At 70.8% G+C, this 20,900-nt stretch carries 12 protein-coding genes; 7 read left to right on the top strand and 5 right to left on the bottom strand.

The features are described 5' to 3' along the window. Positions 1–49 precede the first annotated feature (49 nt). Entirely contained in the window at positions 50–1,690 is a 1,641-nt protein-coding gene (locus GFH48_RS31660) for a site-2 protease family protein (protein ID WP_407698729.1), read from the bottom strand. A 256-nt stretch (positions 1,691–1,946) separates the two neighbouring features. Between GFH48_RS31660 and GFH48_RS31655 the strand changes: the two genes are divergently transcribed. Next, entirely contained in the window at positions 1,947–2,852 is a 906-nt protein-coding gene (locus GFH48_RS31655) for a RecB family exonuclease (RefSeq protein WP_153291517.1), read from the top strand. A 14-nt stretch (positions 2,853–2,866) separates the two neighbouring features. Beyond that, complete coding sequence (locus tag GFH48_RS31650; protein WP_010988071.1) at positions 2,867–3,538, top strand: response regulator; 672 nt, start codon at positions 2,867–2,869, stop codon at positions 3,536–3,538. Between the two features lie 81 nt (positions 3,539–3,619). Here the strand turns inward: GFH48_RS31650 and GFH48_RS31645 are convergent, their stop codons facing one another. From GFH48_RS31645 to metH, 4 genes are all read right to left on the bottom strand, one after another. After that, positions 3,620–5,203: an ABC transporter substrate-binding protein gene (locus GFH48_RS31645; protein ID WP_153293206.1), complete on the bottom strand. Its 1,584-nt coding sequence runs from the start codon at positions 5,201–5,203 to the stop codon at positions 3,620–3,622. 84 nt (positions 5,204–5,287) lie between these two features. Then, the gene (locus tag GFH48_RS31640; RefSeq protein ID WP_153291516.1) at positions 5,288–6,895 is read right to left on the bottom strand and encodes an ABC transporter substrate-binding protein; all 1,608 of its coding nucleotides are present in this window, start codon (positions 6,893–6,895) and stop codon (positions 5,288–5,290) included. Between the two features lie 446 nt (positions 6,896–7,341). After that, positions 7,342–8,043 carry an HAD family hydrolase gene (locus tag GFH48_RS31635; RefSeq protein WP_153291515.1) on the bottom strand — a complete coding sequence of 234 codons (702 nt, stop codon included), beginning with the start codon at positions 8,041–8,043 and terminating at the stop codon, positions 7,342–7,344. Positions 8,044–8,299: 256 nt separating this feature from the next. Next, positions 8,300–11,830 (bottom strand): methionine synthase, encoded by a 3,531-nt coding sequence (gene metH, locus GFH48_RS31630; RefSeq protein ID WP_153291514.1) that lies wholly within the window; start codon positions 11,828–11,830, stop codon positions 8,300–8,302. A gap of 271 nt (positions 11,831–12,101) precedes the next feature. On the opposite strand from metH, the gene GFH48_RS31625 reads away from it, so the two are divergent. The 5 genes from GFH48_RS31625 to GFH48_RS31605 all read left to right on the top strand — a co-directional run bounded on the left by GFH48_RS31625 (position 12,102) and on the right by GFH48_RS31605 (position 20,825). After that, positions 12,102–12,866 (top strand): IclR family transcriptional regulator, encoded by a 765-nt coding sequence (locus tag GFH48_RS31625; RefSeq protein ID WP_153291513.1) that lies wholly within the window; start codon positions 12,102–12,104, stop codon positions 12,864–12,866. A 610-nt stretch (positions 12,867–13,476) separates the two neighbouring features. After that, positions 13,477–14,262 carry an MIP/aquaporin family protein gene (locus tag GFH48_RS31620; RefSeq protein WP_153291512.1) on the top strand — a complete coding sequence of 262 codons (786 nt, stop codon included), beginning with the start codon at positions 13,477–13,479 and terminating at the stop codon, positions 14,260–14,262. Between the two features lie 158 nt (positions 14,263–14,420). Beyond that, on the top strand, positions 14,421–15,959 hold the full coding sequence (gene glpK / locus GFH48_RS31615; RefSeq protein ID WP_153291511.1) for a glycerol kinase GlpK: 1,539 nt from the start codon (positions 14,421–14,423) through the stop codon (positions 15,957–15,959). A gap of 19 nt (positions 15,960–15,978) precedes the next feature. Then, positions 15,979–17,595 (top strand): glycerol-3-phosphate dehydrogenase/oxidase, encoded by a 1,617-nt coding sequence (locus GFH48_RS31610; RefSeq protein WP_153291510.1) that lies wholly within the window; start codon positions 15,979–15,981, stop codon positions 17,593–17,595. 287 nt (positions 17,596–17,882) lie between these two features. Further along, the gene (locus tag GFH48_RS31605) at positions 17,883–20,825 is read left to right on the top strand and encodes an NACHT domain-containing protein (RefSeq protein ID WP_153291509.1); all 2,943 of its coding nucleotides are present in this window, start codon (positions 17,883–17,885) and stop codon (positions 20,823–20,825) included. Positions 20,826–20,900: the final 75 nt, after the last annotated feature.

Here is a 20,900-nt window from a genome sequence, read left to right as displayed (position 1 = left end):
CCTGCGGCGGAACCGCGCACGTCACGGGGCCGCGCCGCCACCGGGGACCTCAGGAGGGCCGGGCCATCGCCTTGACGAAGGCGCGCTCGACGTCCGCGGCCGAGAGGACTCCGTAGATCTCGCCCGAGTCCTCCACCACCAGGTACTCGGTCGCGGGGGTGGCGCGCAGGACGTCGAGGAGGGGCTCGCCCGCGAGCTCGGCGGAGACGCGCATGCCGTCGGTGATGTCCTGGGCGAGGCCGCTGACGGCGACCCAGGGACGGCGGTGCTCCGGTACGCCGACGATGGCGGCCTCGCGCACCAGGGAGAGGGGTTCGCCGTTGGCGTCGACGACGACCAGCGCGCGGGCGCCCGCGTCGTTGGCGCGGCGCAGCGCCTCGGAGAGGGGTGTGCTGGTCTCGACCGGGACCGCGCGCCGGGTGAGCGAGCGGGCCCGCAGTTCGGGCAGGTGCTCGCGCAGACGGGCCATGCGCAGGCTGTTGCCGGCGCCGGTCCAGATGATGGCGGCGAGGATCGCGGCCAGCAGGGCGTCGGTGACCGTGTCCATGCCGCCGATGTTGTCCTGGGTCTCGCCGAGCGCTCCGGACTGGGTGAGCAGGGGCAGCCCGATCAGGACGGAGACGGCGAGGGCGCGGCCGACCCAGGCCGCCGCGACGGTGCCGCTCATCGGCCGGCCGGTGATCTTCCAGACGACGGCGCGGAGCATCCGGCCGCCGTCCAGGGGCAGACCGGGCAGCAGGTTGAACACGGCGACGATCAGGTTGGAGATCATCAGGCCGGCCAGCAGGACACCGGGGACCGTGCCGGGCTCTACGGCGAGCATGGCGAGGTAGAAGAGTCCGGACAGGACGAGTGAGAGCAGCGGTCCGACGAAGGCCAGCACGAACTCGCGGCCGGGGGTCTCGGCCTCCTTCTCGATCTCGGACACTCCGCCGAAGAACTGCAGCTGGATCCGGCGGACCGGCAGCTTGAAGCGCAGGGCGGCGACCGTGTGGGCGAGTTCGTGGACGAGGACGGAGGCGTAGAAGGCGACCGCGAAGAAGAGGGAGACGAGGTAGCGCAGGGCGCCGAGTTCGGGCAGCACGCGGTCGAGCTGGCCGCCGAAGACCCAGGTGATCAGCGCGGCCACGAGGAACCAGCTGGGCGCCACGTACACCGGTACGCCGAACGGACGCCCCATCAGCAGGCCGCCACCGGGATCCCGGCGTCGCCGCGGGGGCTTCGGCCCGTCGCCTCCGGCACCGCCGTCCGTACCGGCATGGGTACCGGAGTGGGCGAGGGTGCGGTGGTGGGCGGCGGTGTCCGTGCCGGTGGGTCCTTCGGGTTCGTGGGTCGCCGGGGGCGGGGGCACGGCTCCGGAGACGGTCTCGCCCGAGGCGCCCTCGTGTGTTCCGGGGCCGGATGCCGGACCGGTGGGCGGTGTGGTCCTGTCCGAGGTGTCACCACGCGAGGCGTCACCGCTCGTGCCGGACCCGTTCGCGGCGGCGCCGTGCGGCTCGGGCCGGCTCGTGGGGGTGTCGTTCGTACCGGGCCCGTGGTCGGCGGTGCCGTGCGGCTCGGGTCCGACGGTGGACTCCGGGTGCGCGCGGGTCGGGTCGGGAGCGGGGGCGTTCGGGTCGGCGGCCGGCTGCCCCGTGGGGCGCTCGTGCCGGTCCGGTCCGGGTCGCGTGGCGTCCGCGGCCGGGCTCACGGGGGTCTCGGACCCCTCGTGGCGCCCGGTCGCTTCGTCGGTGCCGGATCGCGGCTGCCCGCTCCCGCCGCTCTCGTCCACGATGTCCCCTCGTTCGAAGCGTCTCCCGCTCCCGATCACGCGAAGCAGGGTCTGTGGTCGATGGTATGCGTCGGTCGCGACACGTTCCGCCCCGGCACCCCCTCTGTTTTCCGTGCCGTCGCACCGGCCCCTTCCGTGCACTCACTGTCAGTGGCGGGCCGTAAGGTCTTGGGACATGGAGACCAGCACCGCGGGCGGCGTCCCGCCCGAGCCGACCGCGGCTGTCACGGCCGTGCCGCCGGCGTCGCTGTCGCCCTCGCGCGCCGGCGACTTCATGCAGTGCCCGCTGCTCTACCGGTTCCGGGTGATCGACAAGCTTCCCGAGAAGCCGAGCGAGGCGGCCACCCGCGGCACGCTGGTGCACGCGGTGCTGGAGCGGCTCTTCGACGCCCCGGCGGCGGAGCGGACGGCCCCGCGTGCCAAGTCGCTCATCCCGGGCCAGTGGGACCGGCTGCGCGAGACACGGCCCGAGGTCGTGGAGCTGTTCGCCGACGACCCGGAGGGCGAGCGGTTGGCCCGCTGGCTCGGTGAGGCGGAGCGGCTGGTGGAGCGCTGGTTCAGCCTGGAGGACCCCACCCGGCTCGAACCCGCCGAGCGCGAGCTGTTCATCGAGGCCCGGCTCGACTCCGGACTGAAGCTGCGCGGCATCATCGACCGCGTCGACGTCGCGCCGACGGGCGAGGTCAGGATCGTCGACTACAAGACGGGCAAGGCCCCCCGGCCCGAGTACGCCGAGGGCGCGCTGTTCCAGATGAAGTTCTACGCCCTGGTGGTGTGGCGGCTGAAGCAGGTCGTCCCGCGCCGTCTCCAGCTCGTCTATCTCGGCAGCGGCGACGTGCTGACGTACGACCCGGCCATCGCGGATCTGGAGCGGGTCGAGCGCAAGCTGCTCGCGCTGTGGGAGGCGATCCGGGAGGCCACCGAGACGGGCGACTGGCGGCCGCGTCCCACCAAACTCTGCGGCTGGTGCGACCACCAGGCGGTGTGTCCGGAATTCGGTGGTACTCCCCCGCCGTATCCGCTCCCGGTCAGGGCGCCCGAGTCGGGCGGTACCGAGCAGGGCAGAATGGGGCCGGACTAGCGAAGGAGACTTACGTGGCCATCCGCGTCCTACTGGTCGACGACCAGCCGCTGCTGCGCACCGGCTTCCGGATGATTCTGGAGGCCGAGCAGGATCTGGCGGTCGTCGGCGAGGCCGGTGACGGTCTCCAGGCACTGGATCAGGTCCGTGCCCTGCAGCCCGATGTGGTTCTGATGGACATCCGCATGCCGCGCATGGACGGCGTGGAGGCGACCCGGCAGATCACCGGTCCGGGGCGCGACGGCCCGGCCAAGGTGCTCGTCCTGACGACCTTCGATCTCGACGAGTACGTGGTGGAGGCGCTGCGCGCGGGCGCCAGCGGTTTCCTCCTGAAGGACGCTCCGGCCAACGAGCTGGTGCAGGCGATCCGGGTGGTAGCCGCGGGCGAGGCGATGCTCGCCCCGAGCATCACGCGCCGGCTCCTGGACAAGTACGCGGGTCATCTGCCGTCCGGTGACGAGCCCGTGCCCGACACCCTGCACACCCTCACCGAGCGCGAGGTGGAGGTGCTGAAGCTGGTGGCGCGCGGTCTGTCGAACGCGGAGATCGCCGCCGACCTGTTCGTCAGCGAGACCACCGTCAAGACGCATGTGGGCCATGTCCTCACCAAGCTGGGTCTGCGCGACCGGGTGCAGGCCGCGGTGTACGCGTACGAGAGCGGGTTGGTGCGCCCCGGCGCGCAGTGACCCCACCGGCGGTGCGACCGTGGGCGCCTTCCTCCCGTTCGTACGGGAGGAAGGCGCCCACGGTCGTACGCGGGGGTGTGCTCAGTCCTTGCTGATCTCCCAGAACCGGAACACGGTCGAGGAGTCGAGGCACTTCTCCAGGCCGTAGACGTTGTCCCGCGCGACCGCGTACTGCTTGGCCTGCCAGACCGGGATGACCGGGAGCTGCTCGGCCACGATGCCCTGGACCTTGCCGTACTCGGCCTCGGTGGCGGAGCGGTTGCCCTGCGCGGCCGTCTTCGGGAGGAGACGACCGGTGATGGTGCTGTTGGTGTAGTTGTTCTGCAGCACGTTGCCCTTGCCGAAGAAGGGGGCCGTGAAGTTGTCCGGGTCCGGGTAGTCGGGCACCCAGCCCTTGACGTAGACGCCGTACTTGCCGTGGGCGATGTCCTTCTCGTAGCGGCCGAAGGCGACGGACTTCACGGTCGCGTGGAACAGTCCGCTGGCGTTGAGCTGCTGGGCGATCGCCCTGAACTCCTGGTCGGTGGCGGGGCCGTAGCGCGAGGGGGTCGACCAGAGCGTCAGGGCCACCTTGCCGGTGATGCCCTCGTCCTTGAGCGCCGCGGCGGCCTTCGCCTTGGACGGCTGGGCACCGTAGGTGTCCGAGAAGGCCGCGTCGTGGCCGGTGATCCCGGCCGGGATGATCGAGTAGAGCGGTGTCGCCGTGCCCTGGTAGACCTTGTTGACGAGGGCCTCGCGGTCGAGCAGGTAGGCGATGGCCTTGCGTACCCCGAGCTTGCCGGCGACCGGGTCGTCCATGTTGAAGACCAGGTGCTGCACCTCGGCGCTGGAGCCCTCGACGACGTCGACGCCCTTGCCGGTGGCGGTGTCGTTGGTGATGCCCGCGATGCCGTCGGCGGCCAGACCCCGGTAGGCGACGTCGATCCGGTGGTCCAGCACCGCCGTCCTCAGGGCGTCCTGGTCGTCGTGGAAGAACTTCAGCGTGACGCCGGAGTTCTTCACCTCGGCGGTGCCCCGGTAGCCGTCGTTGACCGAGAAGACGGCCTGGTCCTTGCCGAAGGAGTCCAGCTTGTACGGGCCCGAGCCGACCGCCCGGTGGTCCCGGCGCAGCCCGTTGCCGGCGTACTGCCGGTGGTCCACGATCGAGCCGGCGCCGGAGGCTATCTTGCTCGGGAAGGTGGCGTCGGCGTACTTGAGCTTGAAGACGACCGTCCTGGCGTCCGGGGCCCGCACCGTGTCGAGCATGGGGAACATGACCGCGGGGCCGCCCGGGTCGGCGATGTTCAGCATGCGGTCGAAGGAGAACTTGACGTCCTTCGAGGTGAGCGGATCACCGTTGCTGAACTTCAGGTCGTCCCTGAGGGTGCAGGTGTAGACCGTGGTGCCGGTGCCCGAGAAGGAGCACTCCTTGGCGGCTTCGGGCGTCGGTTCGGTGGCGCCGTCGGAGAAGCTCAGCAGGGTCTGGAAAACGTTGTCGAACAACAGCCAGGACCCGGGGTCGTAGCCGGACGCCGGGTCGGTGGCCAGGACGTCGTCGGACATCCCGATCACGAGGGAGGAGCCGGTGCCCCCGGTGCCGCCCGTTTCCGAGCCACAGCCGGCGAGCAGGCCGATGGCCAGCCCCGTCGCGACGGACAGGACCGGCCATTGGTTGCGCATGTTCACGAGGAGGTGCCTTGTCATTGGTTCTCTGGAGCGCCGGTCCGGCGGAAGCCGGACCCGCGGCGGCCGGCGCTCCTGGAGGACCGATCAGCCGCCCACGCCGCGACCGAGCTCCCACAGCTGAAGCGTCGAGGAGGAGTTCAGGGCCCACTCGGCGCCCGTGATGTCGTCCCGCGCGGCGATGTACTGCTTACCCTGCCACAAGGGCAGGATCGGAACGTCATCGGCCACTATGTCCTGGATTTCCGTGAGGCTCTTCGACGCGGTGAGGCGGTCGGCCTCGCGACGCGAGTCCGGGATCAGCGTGCTGCGGATCCTGGTGCTCACGTACGGGGAGCCGAGGGTGTTGTCCTTGTCGAGGAACGGCGCCAGGTAGTTGTCGGCGTCCGGGAAGTCGGGGAACCAACCCATGCCGTAGACCTGGTACTTGCCCTTCTGCTCGTTCGGGCGGAACGTCTCCCAGGGCGTGCCCTTGATCTCGACCTGGAACAGGCCGGTGGCGTTGAGCTGCTGCTGCAGCACCTCGAACTCCTGCTTGGTGACCGTGCCGTAGTGGTCGGTCGTGTAATTCATGGTGAGCTTGACCGGCGTGGTGATGCCGGCCTTGGACAGCGTCGTGGTGGCCCTGGCCACGCTCGGGTCGCCGTACTTGTTGAAGAACGAGTTCGAGTGGCCGGTGATGGTGGCCGGGACGAGCGAGTACAGCGGCTCGGCCTGGGAGCCGTACACCTTGGAGACGAGGTTGCCCCGGTTGATGACCTCGGCCATCGCCTGGCGGACGGCCTTGTCCTTCACCGACGGGTCGTTGGTGTTGAAGCCGAGGTAGCGGATCTCGAGTCCGGGCATCTCGACGAGGTCGATGTTGCTGTCCGTGCCGAGGTTGCCGAGCTTCTGGATCTGCTTCGGCGTCATCGAACGGGTCATCAGGTCGATGTCGCCCTTGTTGAGCGCGGCGCCCATGGCGTCGGCGCTGTCGAAGGACCGCATCTCGACCTTGTTGTTCTTCGGCTTCAACAGACCCTTGTAGTTCGGGTTCTTGGTGAAGACGACCTTGACCGCCGCGTCGTCCTTGACATCGGCCTCAAGGGTGTACGGACCGGAGCCGTCGACCTGGAACCCGTCGCGCAGCTTGCCCTTGTCGTAGTCCCTGGGGTTCACGATGCCGGCGACCGGGGTCGACAGCTTGAACGGGAAGGTCGCGTCCGCGCTCTTGAGGTGGAAGATCACCTCGCGGTCGCCCTGCGCCTCGACGGTGTCGACGGTGGACAGCAGCGCGAACACACCGCTGTCGGCCTTGATCGCCATCGCGCGGTCGATCGAGAACTTCACGTCCTTGGCGGTGATCGGGTCACCGCTCGCGAACTTCAGGCCCTCGCGCAGCTTGCAGGCGTAGCGCTCGTTGCCGGAGTCGGTGAAACCGCAGCTCTCCGCGGCCTCGGGCTGGGGATCGCCGTCACCGCGGGGCTGGACCATCAGCGTCTGCACCGTCTGGCGCAGGATGTTCCAGGTACCGACGTCGTACGCGTACGCCGGGTCGAGAGGAGCCGGGGCATCCTTCGATGCGGTGAACCGGTCCGTGGTGCCGACGACGATCGCATCGCCGCTGTTTCCCCCGCTGTCGGAACCGCCACACGCGGCGAGCACCGGGGCGAGCAGACCCACAACGGCCGGCAGCACCAAAGTCTTGCGGTTCATGCTCGAGTTTCTCCAGAGCTGTCGTGTCCGTGTACACGCCATACAAGGGGTGGTGCCGGCGAGTCACGGGGGTTATGGCGAGGTTCTCGCGATGACATTAGTCCGCACTGCCAGGACACCCCGCAGGGGCCGGAGTTGAGTTCCCATCACGCTGCGAAACCGGGCGTGGACACACCGATAACCCGACAGCGGAAGGATTCGTGCAGCGTTCCACCAATCGGGACACAAGGACGTCCCGATCACGTCCGAAAAGGGGACAACGGCACACGGCGCGTTCCCTGTCGACCCTCTGTCATGTGACGAACATCACATGGTCAACTTCGCCCGCGCGTACCGGAATTCGGCCATCCGCCCGCAGATCGAAATACCCGCGGCGGCTTCGTTCCGCCTACCCGCGGACACCCCACGGCAATCCGAGCATTCGGATACGCACGCTGGGTGAACGCCTAGCGCATTTCCGTCATCAGGCCGCGCAGAAAGGCCAGGTCGACCTCTTCCAGCGAGGTCACGACCGTGCGCCGGGCCGCGGCGGCGATGGGCGCGACCGAGGGCACGGCCACCACCTGGCAGCCCGCCGCCTCCGCGGCCGCGACGCCGGTGGCGGTGTCCTCGATGACCGCGCATCGGGCCGGATCCGCGCCGAGGCCGGCGGCCGCCAGCAGATACGGGTCGGGGAACGGCTTCGTCCGCTCCACCTCGTCGCCCGCGACGGTCAGCGCGAAGTACTGGGGTCCAAGCGAGGCCAGGATCCGGTCGATGATGCGCCGGTGCGAGGCGGAGACGAGGGCGGTGGGGATCTTGTGCGCCGCGAGCTCCGCGAGGAGCCGGGACGCGCCGGGCATCAGCGGCAGGGCCACGCCGATACGGCGCTCGAAGCCGTCGTTCAGCAGCACCGAGAGCTCGTCGAAGGTGATGTCGGCCCCGGTGGCCTCGATCAGGAAGTTGGCGCTGCGGCTCATCGGGCCGCCGACGACCACCTGGCGCCAGGAGTCGTCGAGGGTGTGCCCGAGGGTCCTGAAGATCTCGACCTCGACGTCCCACCAGAAGCCCTCGGTGTCCACCAGGGTGCCGTCCATGTCGAGGAGTACGGCTTGCAGTGCGGAACCTTCGGCCGTACGGGTGCCGAGCGCGGGGACCGTGCTGGTCATCCTGGCGCACCTCCTTGGGGGACGATCAGGCCGGTCACCCTTCGAGGAGCAAGGGGCGACCGGCCTGCGGTGGACCGACCAGTGTACGTCTCCCGTGGCCAGAGTGCCTCTCGACACCCCCGCGGCGCGTGGCGCGGCCGGGGTCCGGCCGGCGGTTCCCTCCGGACAGACGGCGCGCAGGGGCCGAGCGGGGCATGGCTCAGCCCGAGCGGGGGCGTGGTTCCGCCCGAGCGGGCGGACACCGTCCGTGACGGCGCTAGCGCGCGTTGAAGTACTTCGCCTCCGGATGGTGGATCACGATGGCGTCCGTGGACTGCTCGGGGTGCAGCTGGAACTCCTCGGAGAGGTGGACACCGATGCGCTCGGGCTCCAGGAGCTCGGCGATCTTCGCGCGGTCCTCCAGGTCGGGGCAGGCGCCGTAGCCGAGGGAGAAGCGGGCGCCGCGGTACTTGAGGGCGAACATGTCCTCGACGACCGCGGGGTCCTCCCCCGCGAAACCGAGCTCCGAACGGACGCGGGCGTGCCAGTACTCCGCCAGCGCTTCCGCCAACTGCACCGACAGGCCGTGTAGTTCGAGGTAGTCGCGGTAGGAGTTGGACTCGAAGAGCTTGGCCGTCTCCTCGCCGATCCGGGAGCCGACGGTGACGACCTGGAGGCCGACGACATCCGTCTCGCCGGACTCCTCGGGACGGAAGAAGTCGGCCAGGCACAGCCGCCGTCCACGGCGCTGGCGCGGGAAGGTGAAGCGGGTGCGCTCGTTGCCCTGTTCGTCCAGCAGGATCAGGTCGTCGTCCTTGGACACGCACGGGAAGTAGCCGTAGACGACGGCCGCTTCGAGCAGGTTGTCGGTCTGGAGCTTGTCCAGCAGCCCGCGCAGCCGCGGCCGGCCCTCGGTCTCGACGAGCTCCTCGTAGGTCGGCCCCTCGCCCGTACGGGCCTGCTTCAGACCCCACTGGCCCTTGAACAGCGCGCCCTCGTCCAGCCAGGACGCGTACTCCTTGAGCTGGATGCCCTTGATGACACGGGTGCCCCAGAACGGCGGAGCGGGCACGGGGTTGTCGACGGCGACGTCGGAGCGGATGTGCCCCTCCTCCGGGCGCTCCTCGACCACCGCCGGCGCGGCTGCGGCCCGCACCCGGCGCTGCTTCAGTTCCGGCAGCACGGCCCCGGGCACGCCCCGCTTGACCCCGATCAGCGCGTCCATCAGACGCAGGCCCTCGAACGCGTCGCGGGCGTAGCGGACTTCGCCCTCGTAGATCTCGTACAGGTCCTGTTCGACGTACGCCCTGGTCAGGGCCGCGCCTCCGAGGATGACCGGGTAGTCGGCGGACAGCCCGCGCTGGTTGAGCTCCTCCAGGTTCTCCTTCATGATCACCGTGGACTTGACCAGCAGACCGGACATGCCGATGACGTCGGCCCGGTGCTCCTCGGCGGCGTCCAGGATCGCGGAGACCGGCTGTTTGATGCCGAGGTTGACGACGTTGTAGCCGTTGTTGGACAGGATGATGTCGACGAGGTTCTTGCCGATGTCGTGGACGTCACCGCGCACGGTGGCCAGCACGATGGTGCCCTTGCCCTCGGCGTCCGACTTCTCCATGTGCGGTTCGAGGAAGGCCACGGCGGACTTCATGACCTCGGCGGACTGGAGCACGAAGGGCAGTTGCATCTGGCCGGAGCCGAACAGCTCGCCGACCACCTTCATGCCGTCGAGCAGCGTCTCGTTGACGATGTCGAGGGCGGGGCGGTCCTGGAGGGCCTCGGCGAGGTCGTCCTCCAGGCCGTTCTTCTCGCCGTCGATGATGCGCCGCTTGAGCCGTTCGTCCAGGGGCAGCGCGGCGAGTTCCTCGGCCCTGCCCGCCTTCAGCGACTTGGTGGTGGCGCCCTCGAACAGCGCCATCAGCTTCTGCAGCGGGTCGTACCCCTCGGCGCGCCGGTCGTGGATGAGGTCGAGGGCGGTGGTGACCTGCTCCTCGTCGAAGCGCGCGATGGGCAGGATCTTGCTCGCGTGCACGATGGCGGAGTCGAGGCCCGCCTTGACGCACTCGTCGAGGAAGACCGAGTTGAGCAGGACGCGGGCGGCCGGGTTGAGGCCGAAGGAGATGTTCGACAGACCCAGCGTGGTCTGGACGTCGGGGCGGCGCCGCTTCAGCTCGCGGATCGCCTCGATCGTCGCGATGCCGTCCTTCCGGGACTCCTCCTGACCGGTGCAGATGGTGAAGGTCAGGGTGTCGATGAGGATGTCCGACTCGTGGATGCCCCAGTTCGCCGTCAGGTCCTCGATCAGCCGTTCGGCGATGGCGACCTTGGTCTCGACGGTGCGGGCCTGGCCCTCCTCGTCGATGGTCAGCGCGATCAGCGCGGCGCCGTGCTCGCGGGCGAGCCCGGTCACCTTCGCGAAGCGCGACTCGGGACCGTCGCCGTCCTCGTAGTTGACGGAGTTGATGACGGCCCGGCCGCCGAGCTTCTCCAGGCCCGCGCGGATGACCTCGACCTCGGTGGAGTCCAGGACGATGGGCAGCGTGGAGGCGGTGGCGAAACGTCCGGCGAGCTCCTCCATGTCGGCGACGCCGTCCCGGCCGACGTAGTCGACGCAGAGGTCGAGCATGTGGGCGCCCTCGCGGATCTGGTCGCGGGCCATCTCCACGCAGTCGTCCCAGCGGGCGGCCAGCATCGCCTCACGGAACTTCTTCGACCCGTTGGCGTTGGTGCGCTCACCGATCGCCATGTACGCGGTGTCCTGGCGGAACGGCACGGTCTGGTAGAGCGACGCGGCGCCGGGTTCGGGCTGCGGGTGGCGTTCGGTGGGCTCGACACCCCGGACCCGCTCGACGAGCTGCCGCAGGTGTTCGGGCGTCGTACCGCAGCAGCCGCCGACCAGGGACAGTCCGTAGTCGCGGACGAAGTTCTCCTGCGCGTCGGCCAGGCCCTCGGGGTCGAGCGGGAAGTGCGCGCCGTCCTTGGTCAGGACCGGCAGACCGGCGTTCGGCATACAGAGCAGCGGGATACGGGAGTGCCGGGTGAGGTAGCGCAGGTGTTCGCTCATCTCGGCGGGGCCGGTCGAGCAGTTCAGGCCGATCATGTCGATGCCGAGCGGCTCCAGCGCGGTGAGCGCGGCGCCGATCTCGGAGCCGAGCAGCATGGTGCCGGTCGTCTCGAACGCCATCGAGCACAGCAGCGGCAGGTCGAGTCCGAGCGCCTCCATGGCGCGGCGGGCGCCCAGCAGCGAGGCCTTGGTCTGCAGCAGGTCCTGGGTGGTCTCGACGATCAGGGCGTCGGCGCCGCCCGCGATCAGCCCCTCGGCGTTGGCCTGGAAGCCGTCGCGCAGTGTGCCGTAGGCGACGTGGCCGAGGGTCGGCAGCTTCGTGCCGGGACCGATGGAGCCGAGGACCCAGCGCCGGCGGCCGTCGCGGGAGGCGAAGTCGTCCGCGACCCCGCGGGCGATCCGGGCTCCCGCCTCGGACAGTTCGTGGACACGGTCGGCGATGTCGTACTCGGCCATGGCCGAGTGGTTCGCCCCGAAGGTGTTCGTCTCGACACAGTCGACGCCCACATCGAAGTAGGCCTCATGGACCGAACGGACGATGTCGGGCCGGGTGATGTTCAGGATCTCGTTGCAGCCTTCGAGGTTCTCGAAGTCCTCGAGCGTCGGGTCCTGCGCCTGCAGCATCGTGCCCATCGCGCCGTCGGCCACCACGACACGGTCGGCGAGGGCCTCACGCAGTGCGTCGATACGGGTCCGGTTCCCGGCGAGCTCGGACGAAGGGGACGGGTTCGGCAACGAAGCCATGAAGGTGCTCCCTGGAGTGCGACGGCTGTCGGCTTTGCGCTTCCCATGGAAGGCGCACGCCGTCAGGGTAGCCCGGAGCACCACCGGAGGGTCAGTGGCGTCCAGGGGACGGACGCGCGTGGCGAAGGCGACCGGGGTGTTAAGACAGACGAGACACCTTGCGACCACGTATTAGCGAGAGCTCGTCAACAAACGGTAGTGTTCGGCATTGCCGAACGGCGGCAGCGCAAGCGCCCGCCGACGGCCGAACGGGAACGGAGGCAGCACGGCGATGGCACGGAACATCCAGTCGCTCGAACGGGCGGCGGCGATGCTGCGCTTGCTCGCGGGCGGCGAGCGACAGCTCGGCCTGTCCGACATCGCCTCGTCGCTGGGCCTGGCCAAGGGAACGGCCCACGGCATACTGCGCACCCTCCAGCAGGAGGGCTTCGTCGAACAGGACACCGTCTCCGGGCGCTACCAGCTCGGTGCCGAACTGCTGCGCCTCGGCACCACGTACCTGGACGTGCACGAACTGCGGGCACGGGCGCTGGTGTGGACCGACGACCTGGCCCGCTCCAGTGGGGAGAGCGTCTACCTGGGGGTCCTGCACCAGCAGGGGGTGCTGATCGTGCACCACGTCTTCCGGCCCGACGACAGTCGTCAGGTGCTGGAGGTCGGGGCCATGCAGCCGCTCCACTCCACGGCGCTCGGCAAGGTCCTGTCGGCGTACGACCCGGTGGCGCACAGCGAGGTCCTGGAGGCCGAGCGCAAGGCGTTCACGGCCCGGACCGTCAGCGCGCTGGAGCAGTTCGAGGGGGTGCTCGACCTGACCCGGGCACGCGGGTACGCGGACGACGTCGAGGAGACCTGGACGGGCGTCGCCTCGGTCGCGGCCCCGATCCACAACCGACGGCGCATGCCGGTCGGCGCGGTGGGCATCACCGGGGCCGTGGAACGGGTCTGCAAGGACGGGGAACTGCGCCCCGAACTGATCGCGGCGGTGCGCGACTGCGCCCGCGCGGTGTCGCGGGACCTGGGGGCCGGGCGGTTCTGACGGCCGCCGGCGGCGGTGCGCGGACAGCCGTCGGACGGTGGGACCCGCGCGTTCCCGGGCGCCCGCCCGATCCCCTGAGCCATGAGGCCGGTACGTCGCCGACGTACCGGCCTTTCGCGTGTCCCCCGCGAAACCCGCCCCGCGCCCCGGCGGGAAGGGCGCCTCGTGGCCCCGCCGGAACAGCGGTCGCGCCCTCGCCGGAACGGTGACTCGCGGCCCCACCGGAGCGGGGGCCCGCGCCCCTCGCCGGAACGGTGACCCGCGCTCTCTTCCGGAACGCGCCTCACACCCCCGCGGGGCGTGCTCCGTGCCCTCCCGGAACGCGTCCCTCACACACGCGACGTGCCCGTTCGCGTGCGATGCGCTCCCGGCCCGCGTTCGATAGCTCACAGCAATCAATAACGATCGTGTTTTCGATAACGGAACCCTTGACGAGCTGGTAACACCGGAGCAAGACTCCCGTCCATCGGTCGACATTGTCGAACACCTGACGACAAAAGCGTTAGGGTGTGGCAGTGCCAGCGGCCGTCATCGCCCTCACCCCCGAGGGCGCGAACCACCGGAGGGACCCGGGGTTCGGCTTCCTGGACGAAGGACAAAGGAGTCGCGGGTGTCCAGCTCCGACATCTTCATCGGCGAGACCATAGGTACCGCCATACTCATCCTGCTCGGTGGTGGCGTCTGCGCCGCCGTCACGCTGAAGGCCTCGAAGGCCCGTAACGCCGGCTGGCTCGCCATCGCCTTCGGCTGGGGTTTCGCGGTCCTCACGGCCGTCTACACCTCCGCGCCGCTGTCGGGCGCGCACCTGAACCCGGCCGTGACGCTGGCGCTCACCATCAAGGACGGCGGCTGGGCCAACCTGCCGGTGTACTGGGGCGGGCAGTTGCTGGGCGCCATGATCGGTGCCACGCTGGTCTGGGTCGTGTACTACGGCCAGTTCCGGGCGCATCTGACCGACCCCGAGATCGTCGGCGCGGCCGAGAATGCCCCCAAGGCGGTCGAGGCCGAGGAGTCGGCCGCCGGCCCGGTGCTCGGCATCTTCTCCACCGGCCCCGAGATCCGCAACGCGGTGCAGAACCTCGCCACGGAGATCATCGGCACCATCGTGCTCGTGCTCGCCGTCCTCACCCAGGGTCTCAACGACAAGGGCAACGGCCTCGGCCCCCTCGGCGCCCTGATCACCGCGCTCGTGGTCGTCTCCATCGGTCTCTCCCTCGGTGGTCCCACCGGCTACGCGATCAACCCCGCCCGTGACCTCGGTCCGCGCATCGTGCACGCCCTGCTCCCCCTGCCGAACAAGGGTCGCTCCGACTGGAGCTACGCCTGGGTCCCGGTCGTCGGTCCGCTGATCGGCGGCGCGATCGCCGCAGGCCTCTACAACGTCGCCTTCGCCTAGGCATCGCCGGAGCACCGCTCGGGAACACCGCCCAGGAGCACCGCCGAAGAGCCGAACGCCTCGAGGCACGCCCGAAGCACCGCTTACCGCACCGCCAGCGCCGCGCGACGTAAACACGTAGACACCGCCCTTTCATTCGGAACCTTCAGGAGCACACCGTGACCGACGCACACACCGCCGGCCCCTTCATCGCCGCGATCGACCAGGGCACCACCTCGTCCCGCTGCATCGTCTTCGACCGCGACGGCCGCATCGTCTCCGTCGACCAGAAGGAGCACGAGCAGATCTTCCCGAAGCCGGGCTGGGTCGAACACGACGCCACCGAGATCTGGACCAACGTCCAGGAAGTCGTGGCCGGGGCCATCGAGAAGGCCGGCATCACCCGCGACGACATCAAGGCGATCGGCATCACCAACCAGCGTGAGACCACGCTGCTGTGGGACAAGAACACCGGCGAACCCGTCCACAACGCCATCGTCTGGCAGGACACCCGCACCGACGCGCTCTGCCGCGAGCTCGGCCGCAACGTCGGCCAGGACCGCTTCCGCCGCGAGACCGGCCTGCCGCTCGCGTCGTACTTCGCCGGCCCCAAGGCCCGCTGGCTGCTCGACAACGTCGAGGGCCTGCGCGAGCGCGCCGAGGCCGGGGACATCCTCTTCGGCACGATGGACACCTGGGTCATCTGGAACCTGACGGGCGGTGTCGACGGCGGCCGCCACGTGACCGACGTCACCAACGCCTCCCGCACCATGCTGATGAACCTGCACACCCTGGAGTGGGACGAGAAGATCGCCGAGTCCATCGGCGTCCCGCTGGCGATGCTCCCCGAGATCCGCTCCTCCGCCGAGGTCTACGGCGAGGTCACCGGAGGCCCGCTCGGCGAGCTGCTCGGCGGCATCCCGGTCGCCTCCGCGCTCGGCGACCAGCAGGCGGCCCTGTTCGGCCAGACCTGCTTCTCCGAGGGCGAGGCCAAGTCCACGTACGGCACCGGCACGTTCATGCTGATGAACACCGGCGACAAGATCATCAACTCGTACTCGGGCCTGCTGACCACCGTCGGCTACCGCATCGGCGACCAGGCTCCGGTGTACGCCCTCGAGGGCTCCATCGCCGTCACCGGCTCGCTGGTGCAGTGGATGCGCGACCAGATGGGCCTGATCAAGTCCGCCGCCGAGATCGAGACGCTCGCGTCGTCGGTGGAGGACAACGGCGGCGCCTACTTCGTACCGGCCTTCTCCGGCCTGTTCGCCCCGTACTGGCGCTCCGACGCCCGCGGTGTGATCGCCGGCCTGACCCGCTACGTCACCAAGGCGCACATCGCGCGCGCCGTCCTGGAGGCCACGGCCTGGCAGACCCGCGAGATCACCGACGCCATGACGAAGGACTCCGGCGTCGAGCTCACGGCCCTCAAGGTCGACGGCGGCATGACCTCCAACAACCTGCTGATGCAGACCCTCGCCGACTTCCTGGACGCCCCCGTGGTGCGCCCGATGGTCGCCGAGACCACCTGCCTCGGCGCCGCCTACGCCGCCGGCCTCGCCGTCGGCTTCTGGTCCAACACCGAGGACCTGCGCGCCAACTGGCGCCGGGCCGCGGAGTGGACCCCCAACATGGACGCGGACATCCGCGACCGTGAGTACAAGAGCTGGCTCAAGGCCGTCGAGCGGACCATGGGCTGGATCGAAGACGAGAACTGACGAGGAGTAAGAACCCGCAATGACCAGCCAGTCCACCCTGCAGTCCGTGCCTGCCCTCGGTACGCACCCGGCGTCCGGCTCCAACCCGAGCCGCGCCGAGACCCGGGAGCAACTCTCCAAGGCGACGTACGACCTTCTCGTGATCGGCGGCGGCATCCTGGGCATCTCCACCGCCTGGCACGCCGCGCAGTCCGGTCTGCGGGTGGCCCTGGTCGACGCCGGCGACTTCGCCGGCGCCACCTCCTCCGCCTCCTCCAAGCTTCTCCACGGCGGTCTGCGCTACCTGCAGACCGGCGCGGTGAAGCTGGTGGCGGAGAACCACTTCGAGCGCCGTGCGGTCTCCCGCCAGGTGGCCCCCCACCTGGCGAACCCGCTCACGTTCTACCTCCCCGTGTACAAGGGCGGGCCGCACGGCGCGGCGAAGCTCGGCGCCGGTGTCTTCGCGTACTCGGCGCTCTCCGCGTTCGGTGACGGCGTGGGGCACCTGCTGAGCCCGTCGAAGGCGGCGCAGGACGTGCCGGAGCTGCGCACCGACAACCTGAAGGCCGTCGCGGTGTACGGCGACGACCAGATGAACGACTCCCGGATGGCCCTGATGACCGTCCGCGCGGCCGTCGAGTCGGGCGCGGTCGTCCTCAACCACGCCGAGGTGACCGGTCTGCGCTTCACCCGGGGCCGGGTCACGGGAGCGGAGCTGAAGGACCGCACGGACGGTGCCGAGTTCGGCGTCGACGCGCGCCTCGTCCTCAACGCCACCGGCCCCTGGGTCGACCACCTGCGCCGCATGGAGGACGCGAACGCCGCGCCGTCCATCCGCCTGTCCAAGGGCGCGCACCTGGTCCTCAAGCGCACCTCCCCCTGGAAGGCCGCGCTCGCGACCCCGATCGACAAGTACCGCATCACCTTCGCCCTCCCCTGGGAGGACATGCTGCTGCTCGGCACCACCGACGAGGAGTACGAGGGGGACCCGGGCGAGGTCGCGGTCAACGAGAAGGACATAGCCCAGATCCTCGACGAGGCCGCGTTCTCCATCCGCGACCAGCAGCTCTCCCGTGATCTGATCACGTACTCCTTCGCCGGCCTGCGGGTGCTGCCCGGCGGCCCCGGCGACACCTCGAAGGCCAAGCGCGAGACGGTCGTCACCGAGGGCCGCGGCGGCATGCTCTCCGTCGCGGGCGGCAAGTGGACCACGTTCCGGCACATCGGCCGTACGGTCATGAAGAAGCTGGAGTCGCTGCCGGGCCACCCGCTGGGCGAGGACTTCGAGCCGATCTCCGCGCTGCCGAAGAAGCTGCCGCTGCCGGGTGTCGCCAACCCGCGCGCGGTCGCCCACCGGCTGCTCGTCGACGGCCCCGCGCCCGGCCCGCGCATGGGCGCCGACACCGCCAGGCACCTCGCCACGCACTACGGTTCGCTGGCCTTCGACATCGCGCGCCTGGCGAACGAGGACGCGGCGCTCGGCGAGCGCGTCCACCCGGACGCCCCCGAGATCTGGGCGCAGGTCGTGTGGGCCCGGGACCACGAGTGGGCCGAGACGGCGGACGACGTGCTGCGCCGGCGTACGACGCTGACGATCCGCGGTCTCGCCACGGACGAGGTCCGCGGCAAGGTGCAGGACCTGCTCGACAAGAAGTAGACCGGACCCGCCGGTCCCACCGGTCCGACGGGCAACACCGGCAACACCGGTGGTTCGAGAATGATTCACACCGTTTCGAACCATACGGAAGGGGCGGCTCCCACGGGGGGAGCCGCCCCTTCCGCACGCCCGGGTACGTCCCGGTACACCTCATCACGGGTGTACCTCCAGCAGCCCCCGGGTTGCCTCACGCGCCCCCCGCCTCCGCACCGCATTCCTCCCTGGGCCCAACGGATGCCGGATACAACGGAGTACGGGACAAGATCCGACCAGGGAGAACGACGCGCATGAGCGGCTGGTGGCGGAGCGCGCGCCTGCGGCGGCGAGCGGCCTTCGGGGTGTGCGGAGCGGCGCTCGTCGCACTCGTCGGCGCCGTGCGCGACTCACGGGACGAGAACACCGCGGGTGTGCTCGTCTCCGCGATCGCCGCCGTGGTGTCCGTCGCCGCGTTCCTCGCGGACGCGCTGCGCGACGGCACCGACGCGCCGGGGCCCGCCGGTGCCGTACGGCGCCGGGCCGCCGACGCGCTGGCCGAGGCGGTACGGGAACAGTGGGCGGCCGAGGCCAGACTGCGCAGGCTGCACGATCCCGGGCCCCTGGACGTGCGGTGGGCCCCGGCCGACCGCCGGCTCGCCGACCATCCGGAGAACATCCGCCCCGGGACGCCGGTCCCCGCCCCGCGCCACGGCGAGCACGATGTCGGGGGCATCGTCGGCGCGTTCGCGTCCCTGCCGCGCCACAGGCTCGTCGCGCTGGGCGGTCCCGGCTCCGGCAAGAGCGTGCTGGCCGTGCGGTTCACCCTGGGCCTGCTGGCCGTGCGCGAACCCGGCGGCCCCGTCCCGGTGATCTTCCCGCTGTCGAGCTGGGATCCCACCCGTACGGGGCTGCGCGACTGGCTCGCCGACCGGCTCGCCGCCGACTACCGCTCACTGGCCGCGCCCACCGACGGCCGCCACACCCTCGGCCGCGCCCTGGTCGACACCGGACTCGTACTGCCCGTCCTCGACGGATTCGACGAACTTCCCCGGTCCGCCTACGCGGACGCGGTACGGCGCATCAACTCCGAACTCGACGACGAAATCCCCCTGTTGCTCACCAGCCGCCCCGCGGCCTGGGCCTCCGCGGTGCGCGCGGGCGACGTGCTCACGGCGGCCGAGGTCGTGGAGCTGCTGCCGCTGGACACCGAGCGGGCGGGCTCGTACCTGGAACGCACGGCACGCCCGCGCGACGGCGACGGCGGTCACCGGGAGACGGTGTGGACACCGGTGCTGCGCCGGCTGGCGCGGGAACCGCTCCCGCTGTGCGCCGTACTGACCGTCCCGCTGATGGTGGCGCTGGCGCGCACGGTGTACAGCGACACCTCCCGCGATCCGGCCGAACTCCTCGACACCGCGCGCTTCCCGACCGCCGGGGACATCGAGGAACACCTGCTGGACGCCTTCGTGCCCTCGGCCTTCGCGGACGGCGGACCCCGGCGCGCCGCCGAGGCCCGGCGCCGGCTGGAGCAGCTCGCCAGGGAGCTGGAGTCCCGCGGCACCGGTCGGCTGGCCTGGTGGGAGCTGGAGTCGGCGCTGCCGCGGGTGGTGCGCGCGTACGCGACCGGGCTGCTGGCGATCATCGCCGCCTGCGCGCTGCTGCCGGCCCTCGCCCTGGCCCGTTCGCCGAGCCACGGGTCCGCGGTGGAGGACCCCGCCTCCGTCGTCGCCGGCCTGCTCGGCGAGACGCTCGGCTACGCCTTCGGAGTCGCCTTCCTGTTGCCGGCCCGGGCGGGGCTCCGCGACCACCGCAACCCACTGCTGCGACAGCTCGCCGTGACCACGGCGGCAGCCACCGTGCTCTGGGTGGGCGTCGGGCTCACGGACGACCTGCGGTTCGGCTTCCGCTTCGGGGCCGTCACCGACGGTCTGCTGCCCGACCTGTTCGGCGGCTTCCTCTTCGCGATGCTGCTCACCCTGTTCTTCGGTGTCGCGGGTCTGCCCCGGCACCCGGTTCCGCTGAACTTGCCGTGGGCGGGCAGCTACTGGGGGCGCGCCGCGGTGCTGATGTGCGGGGCCACCCTGTCGGCGTGTTCGGTCGGCCTGGCCGGCGCGCTGCTGCTCGGTGTGGCCGTGACGCCGTGGACCGCGCTGGCGGGGACGGTCTGCGCGGTGTCCGGATGCGCGCTGCTGGTCGGCGGTACCCGGCGCGCCTCGCGGGACAGCGCGCCGCGCCGGGGCGGCGGCCGGATCGCCCACGACTTCGCGGCGGGCCTGGCACGGGGCATGGCCGCGACACTGCTCATCGGAACCGTCGCGAGTTCCGTCGCGGGCGCGGCAGCGGTCACGGCGACCGTCCTCGGATCCACCTCCCGGGAGGATCTGGACGGGCGGCGCATCGGCCCCTGGCGGTTCCACGAGCGGGACGGCGTCCGCACCGCGAGCACGGACCACACGCTGACCGGCACGCTGCTCGTCCCGGCACGCGGCGCGCTGCCGGTCGCGTATCCGGCCGGCACCGCCCCGCCCGACTGCGAGATCCCCCTGCTGCCCACGCGCACGTGCTCGGCCTTCACCTCCCGCCGCACGGTGTTCGAGTCCCGGTCGGGTGCCGTGACCGTGCGCCTCACGACGTCCGGCCCGCCGGGCCGCGTGGCGTACGCGGCGAACATGCGGTCCGTCCTCCCGGAACGGGGCCGCGCCTGGCTCACCCAGGGCCCGGCCCTGGACCTCTTCGCCCGCTGTCTGCCGCCGATGGTCGCCTCGGGCGTCCTGATCGGCATGGTCGGCGGGTGCGTCTGCGGCGTCTACCGGGCGCTCAGCGCGCCGTCCGAGGTGCTGCGGGCGCCGGGCCCGCGCGGCACGTTGCGCACCGACCGGACCGCCTCCCTGGTCCGGGGCGGCATCGCCGCGCTGCTCACCGCGGTCGTCTGCCTTCCGGTCGTCCTGCTCTCCCAGGACTGGGGCGGGCTGGTCGACGCCGCTGCCCAGCTGTGGATTCCGGTCGGCGCGACCCCGCTCGCGCTCAGCGCCTGGGGCCGCTTCCTGATCACCCGGGGCTGGCTGGCCGTCACGGGACGGACGCCCTGGCGGCTGATGCGCTTCCTCGACGAGGCGCACCGCCGCGGGGTACTGCGGCAGTCCGGCGCGTACTACGAGTTCCGGCACCAGCGGCTCCAGCGGCGGCTCGCCGGGGCCACGGCGACACCGGGTGGCGGACCGCCGACGGCGGAATGCCTCGACGTCCTCGGCTGAGGCGGGATCGGTGGGTGTGTGGGGGCGTCCGGGTACGACCGTGCACTCCGGGCGGGGCGCCCGGTGCGACGGTGG

This window comes from Streptomyces fagopyri, assembly GCF_009498275.1.
Lineage (GTDB): Bacteria > Actinomycetota > Actinomycetes > Streptomycetales > Streptomycetaceae > Streptomyces > Streptomyces fagopyri.
This window is presented reverse-complemented; position numbering and strand designations above follow the sequence as displayed.

Bases quoted from the DNA above. Each gene is read 5' to 3' on its own strand.
- metH (WP_153291514.1), bottom strand. From the start codon at position 11,830: ATGGCTTCGTTGCCGAACCCGTCCCCTTCGTCCGAGCTCGCCGGGAAC.
- GFH48_RS31640 (WP_153291516.1), bottom strand. From the start codon at position 6,895: ATGAACCGCAAGACTTTGGTGCTGCCGGCCGTTGTGGGTCTGCTCGCC.
- GFH48_RS31610 (WP_153291510.1), top strand. From the start codon at position 15,979: ATGACCAGCCAGTCCACCCTGCAGTCCGTGCCTGCCCTCGGTACGCAC.
- GFH48_RS31655 (WP_153291517.1), top strand. From the start codon at position 1,947: ATGGAGACCAGCACCGCGGGCGGCGTCCCGCCCGAGCCGACCGCGGCT.
- GFH48_RS31635 (WP_153291515.1), bottom strand. From the start codon at position 8,043: ATGACCAGCACGGTCCCCGCGCTCGGCACCCGTACGGCCGAAGGTTCC.
- GFH48_RS31605 (WP_153291509.1), top strand. From the start codon at position 17,883: ATGAGCGGCTGGTGGCGGAGCGCGCGCCTGCGGCGGCGAGCGGCCTTC.
- GFH48_RS31625 (WP_153291513.1), top strand. From the start codon at position 12,102: ATGGCACGGAACATCCAGTCGCTCGAACGGGCGGCGGCGATGCTGCGC.